General features: G+C 58.0%; 14 protein-coding genes. 3 read left to right on the forward strand and 11 right to left on the reverse strand.

What is annotated here, in order from left to right; all coding sequences use genetic code 11:
- Positions 1-39 precede the first annotated feature (39 nt).
- From rfbB to rfbC, 3 genes are read left to right on the forward strand one after another with little or no spacing between them, the layout of a single operon-like run.
- Positions 40-1,068 (forward strand): dTDP-glucose 4,6-dehydratase, encoded by a 1,029-nt coding sequence (rfbB, locus tag AC1DU8_RS02255; RefSeq protein ID WP_477726391.1) that lies wholly within the window; start codon positions 40-42, stop codon positions 1,066-1,068.
- The gene (gene rfbD, locus AC1DU8_RS02260; protein ID WP_477726392.1) at positions 1,046-1,963 is read left to right on the forward strand and encodes a dTDP-4-dehydrorhamnose reductase; all 918 of its coding nucleotides are present in this window, start codon (positions 1,046-1,048) and stop codon (positions 1,961-1,963) included. Before rfbB ends, rfbD begins: the two co-directional genes overlap by 23 nt.
- Positions 1,960-2,508 carry a dTDP-4-dehydrorhamnose 3,5-epimerase gene (gene rfbC / locus AC1DU8_RS02265; protein WP_477726393.1) on the forward strand — a complete coding sequence of 183 codons (549 nt, stop codon included), beginning with the start codon at positions 1,960-1,962 and terminating at the stop codon, positions 2,506-2,508. The genes rfbD and rfbC overlap by 4 nt, the downstream gene beginning before the upstream one ends.
- 12 nt (positions 2,509-2,520) lie before the next feature.
- On the opposite strand, the gene wecB is transcribed toward rfbC, so the two are convergent.
- The 11 genes from wecB to AC1DU8_RS02320 form a co-directional block, all read right to left on the reverse strand.
- Complete coding sequence (wecB, locus tag AC1DU8_RS02270; protein ID WP_457281242.1) at positions 2,521-3,648, reverse strand: non-hydrolyzing UDP-N-acetylglucosamine 2-epimerase; 1,128 nt, start codon at positions 3,646-3,648, stop codon at positions 2,521-2,523.
- Positions 3,641-4,654 (reverse strand): polysaccharide biosynthesis protein, encoded by a 1,014-nt coding sequence (locus tag AC1DU8_RS02275; protein WP_457281241.1) that lies wholly within the window; start codon positions 4,652-4,654, stop codon positions 3,641-3,643. Before AC1DU8_RS02275 ends, wecB begins: the two co-directional genes overlap by 8 nt.
- Before the next feature lie 9 nt (positions 4,655-4,663).
- Positions 4,664-5,521 carry a dTDP-4-dehydrorhamnose reductase family protein gene (locus tag AC1DU8_RS02280; protein ID WP_477726394.1) on the reverse strand — a complete coding sequence of 286 codons (858 nt, stop codon included), beginning with the start codon at positions 5,519-5,521 and terminating at the stop codon, positions 4,664-4,666.
- 10 nt (positions 5,522-5,531) lie between these two features.
- Positions 5,532-6,764 (reverse strand): glycosyltransferase family 4 protein, encoded by a 1,233-nt coding sequence (locus tag AC1DU8_RS02285; protein ID WP_477726395.1) that lies wholly within the window; start codon positions 6,762-6,764, stop codon positions 5,532-5,534.
- Complete coding sequence (locus AC1DU8_RS02290; protein WP_477726396.1) at positions 6,761-7,819, reverse strand: glycosyltransferase; 1,059 nt, start codon at positions 7,817-7,819, stop codon at positions 6,761-6,763. Before AC1DU8_RS02290 ends, AC1DU8_RS02285 begins: the two co-directional genes overlap by 4 nt.
- Complete coding sequence (locus tag AC1DU8_RS02295) at positions 7,809-9,515, reverse strand: hypothetical protein (RefSeq protein ID WP_477726397.1); 1,707 nt, start codon at positions 9,513-9,515, stop codon at positions 7,809-7,811. The genes AC1DU8_RS02290 and AC1DU8_RS02295 overlap by 11 nt, the downstream gene beginning before the upstream one ends.
- Before the next feature lie 66 nt (positions 9,516-9,581).
- Positions 9,582-10,976 carry a hypothetical protein gene (locus AC1DU8_RS02300; protein WP_457281236.1) on the reverse strand — a complete coding sequence of 465 codons (1,395 nt, stop codon included), beginning with the start codon at positions 10,974-10,976 and terminating at the stop codon, positions 9,582-9,584.
- A gap of 52 nt (positions 10,977-11,028) precedes the next feature.
- Entirely contained in the window at positions 11,029-12,054 is a 1,026-nt protein-coding gene (locus tag AC1DU8_RS02305) for a glycosyltransferase family 10 domain-containing protein (RefSeq protein WP_477726398.1), read from the reverse strand.
- Between the two features lie 11 nt (positions 12,055-12,065).
- A complete protein-coding gene (locus AC1DU8_RS02310; protein ID WP_477726399.1) occupies positions 12,066-13,097 on the reverse strand; it encodes a glycosyltransferase family 2 protein in 1,032 nt (343 codons plus the stop codon).
- Complete coding sequence (locus AC1DU8_RS02315) at positions 13,090-14,088, reverse strand: CgeB family protein (RefSeq protein ID WP_457281233.1); 999 nt, start codon at positions 14,086-14,088, stop codon at positions 13,090-13,092. Before AC1DU8_RS02315 ends, AC1DU8_RS02310 begins: the two co-directional genes overlap by 8 nt.
- Positions 14,085-15,512, reverse strand: a complete 1,428-nt coding sequence (locus AC1DU8_RS02320) for a lipopolysaccharide biosynthesis protein (RefSeq protein WP_457281232.1) — start codon at positions 15,510-15,512, stop codon at positions 14,085-14,087. Before AC1DU8_RS02320 ends, AC1DU8_RS02315 begins: the two co-directional genes overlap by 4 nt.
- Positions 15,513-15,515: the final 3 nt, after the last annotated feature.

The following is a 15,515-nucleotide window of genomic DNA, read 5'->3' on the forward strand; positions in this document are numbered from 1 at the left end:
GCGCCGTTGCCGCACGTGCGCCGTCAACAAAGGCTATCCATGATTCTGGTCACTGGCGGAGCCGGTTTTATCGGAGCCAACTTCATTCTGGACTGGCTCGCGTTGCACGATGAGCCGATCCTCAATATCGACAAGCTCACCTACGCGGGCAACCGCTACAACCTTCGCGGGCTTGAGGGTGACAGCCGCCATGTCTTTGCGCACGGCGATATTGCCGACAGCCGGTGGGTGGCCGGCCTGCTCGCGCTGCACCGGCCGCGCGCCATCATCAACTTCGCGGCGGAGTCGCATGTCGACCGCTCCATCGACGCGGCCGAAGAGTTCGTCCAGACCAATATCGTAGGCACTTTCCGCCTGCTGGAGGCCGCGCGTGCCTACTGGTCGGAGCTGGAGGGATCAAGCGGCGCGAACTTTCGGTTTTTGCAGGTGTCGACGGATGAAGTCTATGGCTCGCTGACGTCGGCGGCGGCGGCTTTCCGCGAAGTTGACCGCTATGAGCCCAACAGCCCCTATGCCGCAAGCAAGGCGGCCGCCGACCACCTGGTGCGTGCCAGCCATCGCACCTATGGCCTGCCGGTGCTTACCACCAACTGCGCCAACAACTATGGGCCCTACCAGTTTCCGGAAAAACTGATCCCCCACATGATTGTTGCAGCGCTCGAAGGGCGGCCCCTGCCGGTCTACGGTGATGGCCTGCAGGTGCGCGACTGGCTGTATGTCAAGGACCATTGCAAGGCGATCCGCATGGTGCTGGAGGCCGGCCGGCCCGGTGAGACCTACAACATCGGTTGCCAGGGAGAAAAAACCAATCTGGACGTCGTGCGCACGATTTGCCGCCTGCTCGATGAATTGCGACCGGTGCCGGCCGGCTATGCCGGCCTGATCACCCACGTAGCCGATCGCCGCGGCCATGATGCCCGTTACGCCATCGATTCGAGCAAGATTCGCCATGAGCTGGGCTGGCATGCTGACCAGAGCTTCGAAGCCGGCCTGCGCCACACCGTGCGCTGGTACCTGGACAACCCAGGTTGGCTGCAAGCGGTGCGTGAGCGCGGCCATACCGGGTGAGCCGATGCTGAAGATATTGCTGTTCGGCAAGAGCGGGCAATTGGGCGCGGAGCTCGTGCGCAGCCTGGCCGCGTTGGGCGAGGTGATTGCACCCGATCGGAGCCGGCCTGGCGGCGACCTTGCCGACAGCGCCGGTATCCGGGATGCCGTACTCAGTGCCAGGCCCGATATCGTCGTCAATGCGGCGGCTTTCACCGACGTTGATGCGGCCGAGGGCCAGCCTGATATTGCCAACGCGATCAATGCCGGTGCACCGGCCGTGCTGGCGCGGTCGTGTGACGAGACCGGTGCCTGGTTTGTGCACTATTCAAGCGACTATGTCTTTGATGGCAGCGGGGGAACGCGGCCGTGGATCGAGGCCGACCCCGCCCAGCCGCTGAACGCCTATGGCCGCGGCAAGCTGCTCGGCGACCAGTTGGTGGCAAAAAATTGCGCGCGGCACCTGATCTTCCGCACAAGCTGGCTTTATGCGGCGCATGGTGAAAACTTTGCAAAGAAAATCCTGCACAAGTTGCGCAGGGACGGCCGGCTGGCGGTGGTCAACGACCAGTTCGGTGCGCCCACCGCAGCGGCCTGGCTGGCCGACCTGACTGTATTGGCGTTGACGCGCGTTCTCGCGGATGAGCGATTGGCCGGGCTTTATCACGCGGCTGCCGCCGGTGAAACTTCCTGGCATGGCTATGCGTGTTTTGTCGTCGAGCAGGCACAAAAAACCGGCCTGTTGCCCAGTGTGCCCATCGATGCGGTCCAGCCCGTGGCGTCAACCGCCTACGCGCAGGCAGCCCGCCGCCCATTGAACTCCCGGCTTGATACTTCGAAGCTGCGATGGACTTTCGGAGTCGACATTCCCGGTTGGCAAACGGGTGTCGCCAAAATGGTTGAGGAGCTCTCATGAAGGTCACCCCGACGGCCCTGCCTGAAGTGCTGCTGATTCAGCCTGAAGTTCATGTTGACGCGCGGGGCCTGTTTCTCGAAAGCTTCAACAGGCGCGATTTTGAGCGGGCAACCGGGCTTGACGGCGGTTTTGTACAGGACAACCATTCGCGCTCGGTTCGCCATGTGCTGCGCGGCCTGCATTACCAGCTCAGGCAACCCCAAGGCAAGCTCGTGAGGGTGGTCAGCGGCCGCATCTGGGATGTGGCGGTCGATGTCCGGCGCTCCTCGCCGAATTTCATGCGTTCGGTCGCGTTCGAGCTGTCGGCCCAGGAGCATCGGCAGCTTTGGGTGCCGCCGGGCTTTGCGCACGGCTTTTTGGTGCTTAGCGAATTTGCCGACGTGCTGTACAAGACCACCGACTATTACGCCGCTGAACATGAACGCTGCATCCGTTGGGACGACCCGGATCTGGCGATTGCCTGGCCCCTGGCGGGCGCTGTGCCTCTGCTTTCAGCCAGGGATTGCGACGGCGTGGCTATGGCGCAGGCGGAGCTGCCGCCATAGCCGCCACGCGTATTATTTCTTCGACCAGACGACCCGGTTGATGTAGTCGATGTAGCTCGTCACGACACGCACGATCTGCGTCGAGACGAACGGGTTTTCGTAGTCGGAGATGGGTAGCACCGGGCGCCGGTTGCGGTCATATTGCGACGTCACGATCTCGATGGCGTCTATCACGCGGTCCTTCTTGAGGCCGCTCATGATGAGGGTGCCGACATCCATTCCTTCCGGGCGCTCGTGGGCATTGCGCAGGGTGATGGAGCAGAGGTTGAGCAGCGAAGTTTCTTCCGTGATCGTGCCGCTGTCGGACAGCACGCATTTGGCTTCGACCTGCAGTTTCATGTAGTCGAAAAACCCGAGCGGCTTGCCGAACACGATGCGCTTGTCCAGACCTTCGTAACCAGCCTCCTCCAGCCGTTTTCGCGTGCGTGGATGGGTGGAAACGATCACCGGGAAGCCATACTTTTTGACAAGCTCGGTCAAGGTCTCGAGCAGGTCCTTCAGCGCGTCGGGCGAGTCAACGTTTTCCTCGCGATGCGCGCTGACCAGGAAAAATTCATTGGGCTTGAGGGACAGGCGCGAAATGATGTCGGACTTGTCGATTTGCGGGCGGTAGTGGTCGACGACCTCACGCATGTGCGAGCCGGTCTTGATGATGGTTTCGGGCCGCACGCCTTCGGCGATGAGGTAGCGCCGTGCATGTTCCGTCAGGACCATGTTGATGTCCGACAGGTGGTCGAGCACCTTTCGGTTGAGTTCTTCGGGAACGCGCTGATCGAAGCAGCGGTTGCCTGCCTCCATGTGGAACACCGGGATTTTCCGCCGTTTGGCCGCGATCACTGCCAGGCATGAGTTGGTGTCGCCGTAGAGCAGGACGGCGTCGGGCTTCTCGGCCTGGAACACCTCATCGGCCTTCATGATGATCTGGCCGATGGTCTGGGCCGCGTTTTCACCGACCGCATTGAGAAAGTGGTCGGGCTTGCGAATCTGCAGGTCTTCGAAAAAAATCTGGTTCAGTTCGTAGTCGAAATTCTGGCCCGTGTGCACAAGAATGTGCTGGGTGTGCTTGTCGAGCGCCGCAATCACGCGGCTCATCTTGATCAATTCGGGCCGGGTCCCGACTACCGTCATCACTTTAAACACGAAGTGCCTCCTCAATAAAATCCAGTTTTCCCAAAAGCGCCTTGACCTGGGCGACATTGAGCCGCTCGGTGTTGTGCGATGTGTAGTCGTCCAGTTGCGAGATCCGTTCCTCACCGTCGCTGAAATACTTGGCGTAATTGAGATCGCGGTTGTCTGCGGGAATGCGGTAGTACGCGCCCATGTCGTCGATCCGGGCCATTTCCTCGCGCGACACCAGCGTTTCGTAGAGCTTTTCGCCATGGCGCGTGCCAATGATCTTGGTGGGTTGGTCGTTGCCGCCAAAAATGTCCTTGAGCGCTTGCGCAAGGTCGGCGACGGTCGAGGCCGGCGCCTTCTGCACAAAAATGTCGCCCTGCTGGCCGTGCTCGAACGCGTGCAGCACCAGGTCGACTGAATCGTCGAGTGACATCAGGAAGCGGGTCATGCTGGCGTCGGTCACGGTCAGCGGCGCGCCGCTCTTGAGCTGCGAGACGAACAACGGGATCACCGAGCCGCGCGACGCCATGACGTTGCCATAACGCGTGGCGCAAAGCACGGTCTCGCCATCGTTTTGCATGCGTGCCTTGGCGACCATGAGTTTTTCCATCATTGCCTTGGACACACCCATGGCATTGATCGGATAGACCGCCTTGTCGGTGCTCAGGACGACGACGCGCTTGACGTTGTGGGCGATCGCTGCGTTCATGACGTTCTCCGCGCCCAGTACATTGGTACGCACCGCCTCCATCGGATAGAACTCGCAGGACGGGACCTGCTTGAGTGCTGCCGCGTGAAACACGTAGTCAACACCCTTCATCGCCTGGTGAATGCTGTCGTAGTCGCGGATGTCACCGATGTAAAACTTGAGCTTGTCATTGTTCAGCGCGATCCGCATCTCTTCCTGCTTTTTTTCGTCGCGGCTGAAAATGCGGATTTCGCGCACTTCCGTTGAGAGAAAGCGTTTGAGGACGGCGTTGCCGAACGAGCCGGTGCCGCCGGTGATCATCAGTATTTTGTTGTCAAACATGGCTGATTCTTACAGTTTCGAGGAATGCATGATGTCGATAAGCTCGGGCCAGGCCGGTGCGGTGTAGCCCGTCGCTTCGCGGAAACGGCTGGAATCGAGCGATCGGTCCATCGTAAACGTATTGTCCATCTGAATATCAATGGCCTTGCCGTAGGCTGCGGCGATCAGCTTGAGCAGGTCGTATTTGCCGATCGGGGAGGCGCCAACGTGGTACAGGCCGGTCAGCTCGGGCCGTGGAATCACGATGTCGCGGACGATTTCGGCGAACACGACATTCGGCAGACCCGAAAAAATGGCCTTGTTGAAGCCTTTGCAGGAACCCTGTTGGGCAAGGAACCATTCCAGCAACCCGTAAGCGCTTTGCAATTCGTGGCCTATTGTCGAGGTGCGCAAAGTGATCGCGCCCTGGCCCAGCACCTCGCCCAGGAGCTTGGACTTGCCGTAGACATCTTTTGCGTCGGCCGCGTCGGCTTCGATGTAGTGCCCCTTGGAGCCCGAGAAGACGCAGTCGGTGCTGATATGGATCAAACGTGCCGACGCCGCCAGGCATAGCCCGGCGAGCTGGTGTGGCAGCAACGCGTTGATGGGAATCGCGAGCAACGGATCATCAGCTTCGGTATGGTGCTTGGTCAGGCCGATACAGTTGACGACCACGTCAGGCCGGGCATGGGCAAATGCGCGGATGACGCTGTCGCGGTTGTTGATATCGACAAAGGTCAGCATGCGCTCGGCGATGGCGGGCTCAAAAAAGCGCAGCGCCGCGGCATTTCGCATGCTGCCGAAGACCTGCCAATCCTTTTTTTGGCTCAAGACGCGGATCATGGCGCTGCCGATCATGCCGCTGGCGCCCAATACAAGAACTCTCATCGAAAAAACCTCAAGAAGATTCCGCCAGTGCGCGGAAGTGGTCCATGAGCTGATGTGTCAGCATGTCATGGTCGAAATGCTCTTTGAAATACCGTTGGCCGTTGGCGCCAAGAGTGGCGCGTTCTGGTGCGCCCATCTCAGCCAGCCGGATCACCGCGGCGGCCAGAGCCGGCGCATTCTCGGCCGGAACCGAAAGGCCAGCCCCAGCTTCCTCGACGACGCGGGCACCTTCCCCGTTCAAACAGGCAATTATCGGTCGTCCAGCGGCCATATAGGCCTGGATCTTGTTGGGAATGGTCGCCGCGAAAATCGGCTGGTCGGTCAAGGTTACGAGCAGCGCTGAGGCCTTTTGCATGAGGCCGGGCATCAATTCGACCGGGAAACGGCCGGGCAGGTGCAGGTTGGTGAGCCCGCGCGCCGCAGCTTCTTCGGCCATCCAGGCCTGGCGGCTGCCCTGGCCGACGACCACAAACTGGACATCCGGACGCTCGCGGAGCAGGGTAGCGGCCTCGACAATGGCCTCGACGGCCTGGCCGGCGCCGATATTGCCGGCGAATACGACGCAAAACGCGCCGCTGTCCATAACCGGTATCGGGGGCGCTGGTGCGTCGCCGGGCGCGGCAAATAGCGGGTCAACCGAATTCGGGTAGTAGGCGATGGGTGTGTCGCCGGCCAGTTCGCGAACCTTGGGCACAAATGCCTGCGATTGCACCAGAAGCAGGTCGGTGTGTGCGTAGATACTTTTGACGATGGACCCCACCAACGCCAGTGCATGCGGATTACGCACATAACCCGTGGCCTCCAGGCTTTCCGGCCAGAGATCCTGGACCCAGACGGCAACCTTGCGGTCTTTCAGCCAACCGAGGAACAACGCCGGAATCGCCTGGAGGATCGGCGAAGTACCGTAGGCAAAAATGACGTCGTAGCGTTTGCCGCGCAGCTTCCACGCACCGAAAAGTGTGCCCGAGGCAACAAACGACAAATAGTTGAAGACAAGGTTCAGCGCGCCTTTTTTCCGGCGCGGCGCCAGGGGCACCCTGTATATCGAGATGCCGGCCCATGATTCACGCTGGCAGCCCCAGGCCCGGTAGCCGGGAAAAACCGAGCCTTCAGGATAGTTGGGCTTGCCGGTCAATACGTCGACCTCGAAGCCTTTTTCAACGAGCGTTTTCGCGACATCGTTGATGCGAAAGCTTTCTGGCCAGAAATACTGGCTGACGATCAGGATACGCAATTCGGTCACTCTTCGGGGAAAACATGGGCGAGGAATTCGCCGGCGTTCATTAGGGGAAGCGGCTGCTCGCTTTGGCCGAGAAAGCGCTTCACTGCCCTGGCAATGGAGACCGGTGAATGGGGGTCGAATACCTGCTCGGGGTCGACCACGTCGCGTACGTAGTCGAGTTCTGACGCCAGGATTGCCAGGCCCGCCTGGCGCGCTTCGATCAGTGGCAGGCCAAACGACTCGAACAGTGAGGGATAAACCAGCACCTTCGCCTGGGCGTAAAGGCGCAGGATTTCGTCGTGTGGCCTCGCGCCGAGGTTTTCAACATTCAGACTGTAACGGGCCTTCTTTTCATCGATCCATGCGCAGAGTTCAGGGTGGGCCTTCGGGTCGACGGTCAGCCAAAGCGAAGGATGCATACCGTCGTTCGCCAACAAGCTCCAGGCTTCCATGAGCCGCTTGTGATTTTTGTGAGGCTCACCTGAAGCTACATAGATGAAGCCGCATGCGCTATCGCATGCCTTCGGGGTGCTGTTTCTCTCATAGCCGGCGCTGGTGCTCACAAAGGGCAGTACCGAAACCGGTTTGCCCTTTGCCAGACCCGAGGCATTGAGCAGGTCGCGCATTGAAGGAGTTTGCACGACGAAGGCTTGCGCGTTTTGGGCCTTTTGGGCGAACCATGCCCTTTCGATCAACAGCCGCAGGCGTGTCCTGAGAGGGAAGCTGGCGAGCGTCACCGGGTCGACGAGATAACGGTTCTGCACGAACACCACGGCGCGTCCCTTCAGCTTGAAGAGCGGCGGCAAATTGCCGAAGCACAGCACGAGGTCCGCTGGTCTCACGGATCTGGAAAGCCACCATTCAGCCCTGAAGCGATGCCACACGGTCGGCGCAACAGTAATGACTTTCAAAAGCGGGAGGTATGTCTTCGGCACCGGCATGCGGCTATCGAGCAATGCGGTGGCGTCACGACCAGCCGGCAGAGCCTCAAGCAGTGCGCGCAGCAACGACTGCCCTCCGCCGGAATGCACATTGGTGGCGTGGACAAAAAGGGTTGTTGCCGTTTTAGTTGTCACGTGGTGGCGGGGCTTTTGCCAGTTTCAACTTGTACAGAGCGAACGCAAAACCTCGCGTATGGACCGTCCATACCAGCAGGATACCGCAGCCGAGAACCAGAAAATAAGGAATGCTTTGCTGCGGAGCCACGCCGAATTGAACAGCGGTGCTCGCCATCACGACGCCGTAAAGCGAACAGAGAATGGGGTTGCGGGTCAAGGTTCGTATCAAAAGCTCGACAAGCAGCACCAGGAACGTAAAAATAACCATTCCGAATGCGACGATCCAGAGCGAATTGCTGTAATAGAGGAAGGCCGGCCCGCCAGGCAGGCTTGCAAATCTGAATTTTGTACCGTCGGACTTGAGGTACACAGACTTCGAGATGCTTTGGTAGATATCGGGTTTTCCTATCGCCGGCTTCTCCAGAAAACCGCGACGCAAGAGCGCCGGGTCCTTGCCTGGATAGGCCTGAACGGCCATCAGGCCCTCCAGGCCTATCCATCTGTCAACGCTTAGTTGCAAGAGGCGCGCCGAAAAACCATCGGTCAGCTGATAGCCAAACTCATTGAGTAACAGCCGGGATTGCGCCGAATCCGTGCCCATGGCTTCCGCCCATTTCTTCTTTTCGGCGGCCATGATCGCTTCCAGCTGTATTTTCTCGATATTCAGTTTTCGCATCAATTCAATGATTGGCGGACGCTTTTCCGGGGGGGCGATTTTGAGTTGATCCTCCAGCGTGCCGAGTTGGCCGCTGACAATTTCCCAACGGTAGTAGGCCTCGTGGTAGGCCGTGCTTGTATACAGGCCGGTCTGGTAGAAGTAGTTCCGGAATGTCGTGACGGCCGATATGGATACCACCAGCAGCGCGCAAAAGGAAGCGGCGAGCATGACTGTTTTCAGGCGCGACCAGCCCGCCAGCTTGTGCCTGAATTGGTGTAAAACGAAAAGTTGTGGAACGGCGTGAAAGATATAGGCCGCCCGGCTCAGGATCGACGTGCTCGAGAGAAAAGCCTCAATCAAAATGCCATAAGCTGCCAAGGCGGGATTCTTCCCGAGCGTGATGTCCCACCAGGCAAAAAGGGCAACGAAAGTAGCCAGGCCGATGTTGAGCAGCCAGGCTACTACCGAGTTCAGCGGCCACATCAGGGATGCTTTTGGCGCAAGGCCGATTCGATGTATTCCGTATGCCAGATTGACAATCAGCACCCCTGCCATCGCGAGCGCCAGCGCAAGCCATAGCCATTTCCGATTTGGTTCGTACCATGAAGGCACAATGAGTTTTCTTTCCTCGCGCATGGGGCTGGCACGTCTTGCCAGGGCTGCATAGGCCATGCCGCCCGCAATGACACCCAAGCTGGCCACGCTTGCCACCAGCAGTACTTCGTCCCACGCTGCTGGCGCACCCTCGAACAATCCGATGGGTTCGACATACGGGTAATTAAAAATGGTGTGAATCGTCAGTTTGAGCCAGAGTCCGAGCCACAGAAATACCGTCAGGAACAAATAGCCATAACTGTGTTTCTGACGGAATCCGGTGATCAGCATGACGCCGGTCGCGACCGAAAAAAGCAGATAAGACTCCTTGGCGCCGGTATAGCCAGACAGTCCCAGGGTGAAAAATATGAGCCAGATGCCGACGCCCGCGATCATGAAGCTCCTGGCCCACAGGTTTTCCTCCGATGGCATATCAATAATTTTCAGGAGTCGCGGAATCATGTTTGTCGTGGCATGGAATATTTAAAGATCGCAGGTCACAAATTTGTGCTCTGCGGATGTTGATTTTCAAAGAGCTCGTGAGTCGGTGCTGGCGCCCGATGCTGTTGGCTGCAGGAGGTGAAACCATATTGCGTAGAGCCACATATGCCAGAAGCTCAGGTCGGGCTGAATCCGCTGGGCGCCCATTACGAGAACGGCGCCGATGCTTAACGACACCGCAACGTTGACGTGTCCATCAAATGATTTGTTGTCCGCCCTGACGATGGTTCGCAGGGCAAGCCAGCCCATCGTCGCAAAAAGGCCGATGTAAAAGATTCCACCGGCGACGCCGGATTCCAGTGTCGCGACCGCATAACCTACAGCAATCGAGTTCTGCACGGTTTGCATGCCGAGCGCGGTGCCAGTTCCGATCGGATGCTCCTTCAAGTAATCGATGACGATACGCAGCCCCTCTTTTCGGTCATGAAGTGACAACGACTTACCGGTTGGTGTGGTGCTCAGGGCATGGGCAACCCGGTGTACGCAGGTCTCACGGTCAGACGAATGCTCTTTCATGCATCCTTCGACCAGTGCCATGGCGGATTTGTCGCTCAAGTTCTCAAGATACTGTTTGGTGCAGGCGCCGGCCAGGCTGTACATCAGGGCAATGGCGCCTATTGCACCCGCCAGGAAGATCACCAACTTATGATCGCCAACAGACCTTTTGATGACCATCAGAAGCAAAATCAGCACCAGCACCATGCAGAGAAAAAGCCCGGCACCCAGGGACATGCTAAGCATCAATCCGAGCACGATAACGGTGGACCGAAGATAAGCCTTCTCCGCGATGAGGAACCAGAACAGCGCGGGCATCAATGCGAACGCGTAGGTTCCGGGCTCCTCGCTGAGTCCCTGAATGCGGAACACCGGCGTGGGCGGGCATATGGGCGTGTTGGTGATGTAGTAGGCACCGAAGAAAACGTCCGCCGCACGTCCTCCGACTTCCATCGTGCTGAAGGGATGGATGCCGAGCAACACCGCCGCTATGGCGGCAAGCGAAAAAACAACCGTCGCGACCATCAAGTTCGAATAAATGCGCAGGCTTGCGTAGACAAATTTTCGATTGATGTGGAAAAGCAGAAACAGGAAAAACAGGAACTTGGTGAACAGGATGCACCACTGCACGATGCTGGTTCTCGATGTCGCATGGACAGAAGCGATCAATAGCATGCATAGATAGCCCGCCCAGAAAATCAGCATGAGTTTATGCAGAGGCGTCAGCGTCAATTGGTTGCGCTGTGCTGTGAGGGCGACAAACAGACAGATCACGAGCAGACAGATCGCGAAACCGGCCTGGAACAGCGTGATGTTGAATTGCTTCAGCATCACCGGAAAGAGCGACCACGAAAATACCGTGAGAAAGATCAGCAATACCTGAGAATCTTTGCCCCATGGAAGCTCAAAAAATGGATTTCTGATCATCCTGGTCGGCCTCGAGCGCGCTGAGAATCGGATTCGACAGAATACGAGGGGTTCATTGCGCGTCTCCGACAATCCTCAGCAAGGAATCGGTATATCGTCGGCCCTGCTCGCTTTGAACAAACCGTCGGCCGTGTTCGCGCATTTGCCGAACCGCTTCGGGCGACATTGCCGCAGCCGCCTTGTAGGCATCGTGCCATGATGAAAATTCGCGGCAATCGATATAGGCTTCTTTGGGGATCAACTGCTTGATATCGGGAGCACCCAAATACAGGGGAATCGTTCCCGCATAGAAGCAGTCGAAAATTTTCTCGGTTACGTACCCCTGCATCGCCATGTTTTCGAGACAGAGGCAGAAGTTGTATTGACTCAGTACCTCGTATTTCGATTCGCACGAGCCTCTGTAAATCGACAGCAGCGTTTTGCGCCGGCTTATATAGGGCCACCAGAGAGACGTACGAGCCTTTAATTTGGCCCAACCGCGACCATAAAGATCGACAACACCGGATTCCGCCAGTTCGGTCATCGCCTCGATGCGGCGGCTGTAGAGCTCGTTCGGCACTTTGCGTGGCACATGGTTTCCGTTGATCACCACGATGCGATTGAGACGGTCACGCCGAGACCAGTAGGGTTCCATAACATCTTCGCGAGGCTGCGGCCAATACAGTTGGCGCAATCGCGAGCTGTCAACACCTGCGAGCGAATAGCCGTCACCGTTCACGTTGTGGACATAGACCCGCTCGAAAGCTGCGGTCAATTCCGGTAAGGCCTTATAGATACTCGGGTCGACGACGGGCGGCTCCAGCACCAAAAAGGCTCGAAGGTGTACATCAGGACGTGCAGCCAGCATCTTGAAGTTGTCGAGGACGCCGAGCGAGTAGTAGTCCTTGGGGGTGTTGTTTGCTGGCAAGGACATCAGGTAATCGGCGGTGCGTACGGTTCTGCCGGCACTGGCGTGCACTTCGCGCACGCGCGCGTAGGGCACCAATGTCCCGTCGCGATTGAGCGCGAGATTCGACAAGTCGAACATCTGGTCCTGCCGGTAGGCCGGCGGCGTGTCGATGTAAATTTCGTCGGACACTGGAGCGGGAATCACTTCTTGCTTATCCTCTTGAGATGAACCAGCGAAATCCTGGCCAGGCCATCGAGTCGCAAACCGAGCATGACCTTGAGGTACAGGCCCAGCAGAAAAACGCCGAGCCCCCGTTTGGTCTGTAGAGCTGCCTTTAGGGCGTCCCGTGAAAATACATTGGGGAAAAGTTCCTGAGCCAGCTGCGGCTCACCGCGCAACAGGGCGTTGGCGGCGCGCATGACCTGGTCGCGACGTTCGAGGCGTCCGTAGTTGACCATATCCTCAGCGGTAACCAGTTTGCACACGTCGGGTTGCGCGAGATAGTAGTCCATCACGGTAAAAAAAGCCGCACGACGCGTATCAAGGCGTACATTCGCCGACCACTGGCTGCTGCTGATGCGGTATCGCATGGTCGCTCCAGGCAGTATTCCGATGGGCCCAAGCTGCAGCATCCTGAGCCAGACGTCAAGGTCGCCGCTCGGGCCGAACAGTTCTCCGCGCCAGCTCTTGATGTTCTGCTGATAAACGCTGGTGCGCGCCATCACGCTGGGACAGATCAGAAAATTGGAATGCTTGAGAATCGCCCTGAAGACCTCGGGAAAATGATACAACGGGCCAGTGGCCGCCAGTTCGGGGGGCTGTCGGATCGCACCGATGGGGCGGTTGTCCTCATCGATCAGCAGTGCTTGTGTAAACGCTGCTCCGGCTTGTGGGTGCACCTCGAGAAATGCGACCTGTGACGCGACCATATCTGATTCGTAGATATCGTCCGCATGGTAAATCGCGGTGTATTTCCCCGTTGCCAGTTCGATGCAACGATTGAAATTGCCTTCGCCACCGATATTGACCGCGTTGCGGTAGAGCGTGATGCGGCTGTCAGAAAATCCTTCGACAACTGCGATCGTGCTGTCGGTCGAGTGATTGTCGACCACGTGAATTTTGAGGTTCCCGTAACTCTGGTTTAGCACCGAATGCAAAGTGGCTGCGACGGTTTTTTCCGCGTTATAAGTCGGGATGCAGATGCAGACCAGTGGCAGTGTATTGTCAGCCATCGATGAGTCCCATCCTGGCGAACGCGTGCCGAAAGCGGTGGCCGAAGGTGTGCTCCGCAAGAGTCCGGGCATAACCGGCATCGGCGATGCTTTCTCTCAGTGCAGTCTCTGCGAGATAAAGCGCAACCTTTTGCTGAAGGTCATCGGGGTCCAGGTAGATGGCAATCTCTGTGCCTATACCGTAGTGCCGTTCCAGTCCCTCAACGTAGTACGAGAGCTGAAACCCGCCAGTGCCGTTAATCTCGAAATGACGGGCCTTGATCTGTTCGACGGACTTCGGCGAGCGGATGCGATTGACCAGACCGCGCGGGGACGACAGCAGGTAACGCGCGTCCCAGGAGGTCGAATTCGACATATTCAGGTTGATGCGGCTTTCATTGAACAGCTGGACCATCTCCTCGTGCGACACGATGCCGCCTGGCCAGCGGTACCCGGCAACTTTGACATTGAACCCCGCTTTGCGCAGGCGATTGATGAGCCATTCGCGATAGGGGTGCCAGGCACCTACAAACGACACGTCGTATTTTTTTTCGACAGACGCTTTCCGGTAAATGCTGTTGTTGCAGCCGAACGGGAAATAGATCACATTTTCCAGGCCCAATGCCCGGTATTTCTGCTCACCATATACGTCGGGTGTTGTGAAAAAATCGAACTGTGGCGCCCAGTAGCGCGAAAACTCGACGCGCCAGGTGTCGTCGTGGAAAAAGCACAGTGTGCGTGTGAGCTGTTTCATCGACTTGATCGTGTCTGGCTCGAACTGATCGGTATAAAGCGAGAACATCGCGAAGTCAGGCCTGGACGCCGCCGCGACCTCGATCAGCTTGCGGTTCATGGCCGACTTGCCCATTTGCTGAATCTCGGTCATGTAGTCAAACAGCACGACCTCGTGTCCGAGCGCAAGCAGGCTTTGGTAGAAGTTGTAGTACTCGTACGAATGGCCGCGTGTCGGGTCGCCATAGTCATACGACATGCAAACAAGGAGGATTTTCATGAAACTTTGTCGTGCCTTGGCAAATAGGGATAGAGCAGCCAGTAGAACATCGGCAGGAAGGCCAGCCCGGTGACAACGATCAGTACACCCGCCGCAATGATGCCCGGACTGTTCATGGCCCACCGGCCGGCCGTCGCAATCAGCATCAGGCCAGCGCCCATTGCGGTGCCTTTGAGCAACATACGCAACGGCAGCCGCATATCGAGCGCGACGATCATCAGGTAGTGCATGGCGACCAACATGCCGACGCCGGCCAGCGAGCGAGCCAGACCGACGCCATGCGCGCCCATGCCGGGCGCCAGAAACTTGATCAGCACGATGCAGATTACTGCGCCGAGCAGGTTCGGCAGCAGCAGCAGACGGGTCTTCATCTTGGCGTGGGCCGACATGCTGTAGACGCCGGCAACAACGCGTGCACCTTCTGCCAGCACGCCCCAGATCACGAACTGCGATGCCGATTGGTATGCCGGGCCCACCATGAATCGCGTCAACTCCGGCGCCAGACTGATCAACAAAAAGGTTACGAGCATCAGTGAGGGCAGGATCGCGCCAGCATATTTATTCCAGGCGGCGGACTGTTCCTCGATCGTGCTGGTGCTGACCCGTTTGTAGAACCGCGGCTGGAAGTAGGTTGTCAGCACTGATTCGAACGCGGCCATCAGCCCCGCGCTGATACCGTAGCCCGCGACAAACAGGCCGAGTGCAGCGAGACCCAGCGAGTCGGCGACGAAAAAGCGGTAGCCTTGCGTCTGCAGCCAATTAAACCCGACGGAGATTGCAACCGGCCAGGCGAAATCGAACAACAGCTTGAGGTGCGAGCGCGACAGTTTATCTGCGGGTTGCTCCGGCCTGAGTTTGTCGAAAAACAACTTGACGCCTATCACCGCGAACACCGTTTGACCGATCAGCAAGCCGAGCAGCCAGTATTCAGCTGTTGGTGCGAAGTATTCGACCAGCGCATAGGCGCTCGCCAGGCCCACGCCAATTGTTGCGAGCGTGAGGACGATAAAACGCCCGCGCAACTCCAGCAGGTTCAGCGAAGGAATCGCCGTCTGGTTGATCGTGTTGAAGAGTAGCGAGCCACAGACCAGCACCAGCAGCCACACGGTATTAAACTGGAAGCCGAAGGCGTGGATTTTGTTGAGCACGCCCAGTGTCAGCGCCGCGAACAGGCAGACACCAAGAAGATAGATCCAGTGCAGCTTGAGATAGTGTTTGGCACGGCCGAGTTCATCCCAGGCGTGAAACCTCCGATTGATGAACATACCAATCGGGTTGACGAGAAACAGCGCAAAAAAGGCTGTGGCGGCTGTAATCAGCGAGAGACGGCCCATTTCGCTAGGTGGCAAATAAGTCGTAGCCACCCGCATCACCAAAAGGAGCAGAATGAATTGGGCTGCACGCCCGAAGATGATGACTAGCACGTT

It is taken from the genome of Polaromonas sp. P3_A5, assembly GCF_056403055.1.

Excerpts from the sequence above, each read along its gene's own strand:
- AC1DU8_RS02295 (WP_477726397.1), bottom strand. The coding sequence starts at position 9,515 with ATGATTCCGCGACTCCTGAAAATTATTGATATGCCATCGGAGGAAAAC.
- AC1DU8_RS02310 (WP_477726399.1), bottom strand. The coding sequence starts at position 13,097 with ATGGCTGACAATACACTGCCACTGGTCTGCATCTGCATCCCGACTTAT.
- AC1DU8_RS02300 (WP_457281236.1), bottom strand. The coding sequence starts at position 10,976 with ATGATCAGAAATCCATTTTTTGAGCTTCCATGGGGCAAAGATTCTCAG.
- rfbB (WP_477726391.1), top strand. The coding sequence starts at position 40 with ATGATTCTGGTCACTGGCGGAGCCGGTTTTATCGGAGCCAACTTCATT.
- AC1DU8_RS02315 (WP_457281233.1), bottom strand. The coding sequence starts at position 14,088 with ATGAAAATCCTCCTTGTTTGCATGTCGTATGACTATGGCGACCCGACA.
- rfbC (WP_477726393.1), top strand. The coding sequence starts at position 1,960 with ATGAAGGTCACCCCGACGGCCCTGCCTGAAGTGCTGCTGATTCAGCCT.
- AC1DU8_RS02280 (WP_477726394.1), bottom strand. The coding sequence starts at position 5,521 with ATGAGAGTTCTTGTATTGGGCGCCAGCGGCATGATCGGCAGCGCCATG.
- AC1DU8_RS02275 (WP_457281241.1), bottom strand. The coding sequence starts at position 4,654 with ATGTTTGACAACAAAATACTGATGATCACCGGCGGCACCGGCTCGTTC.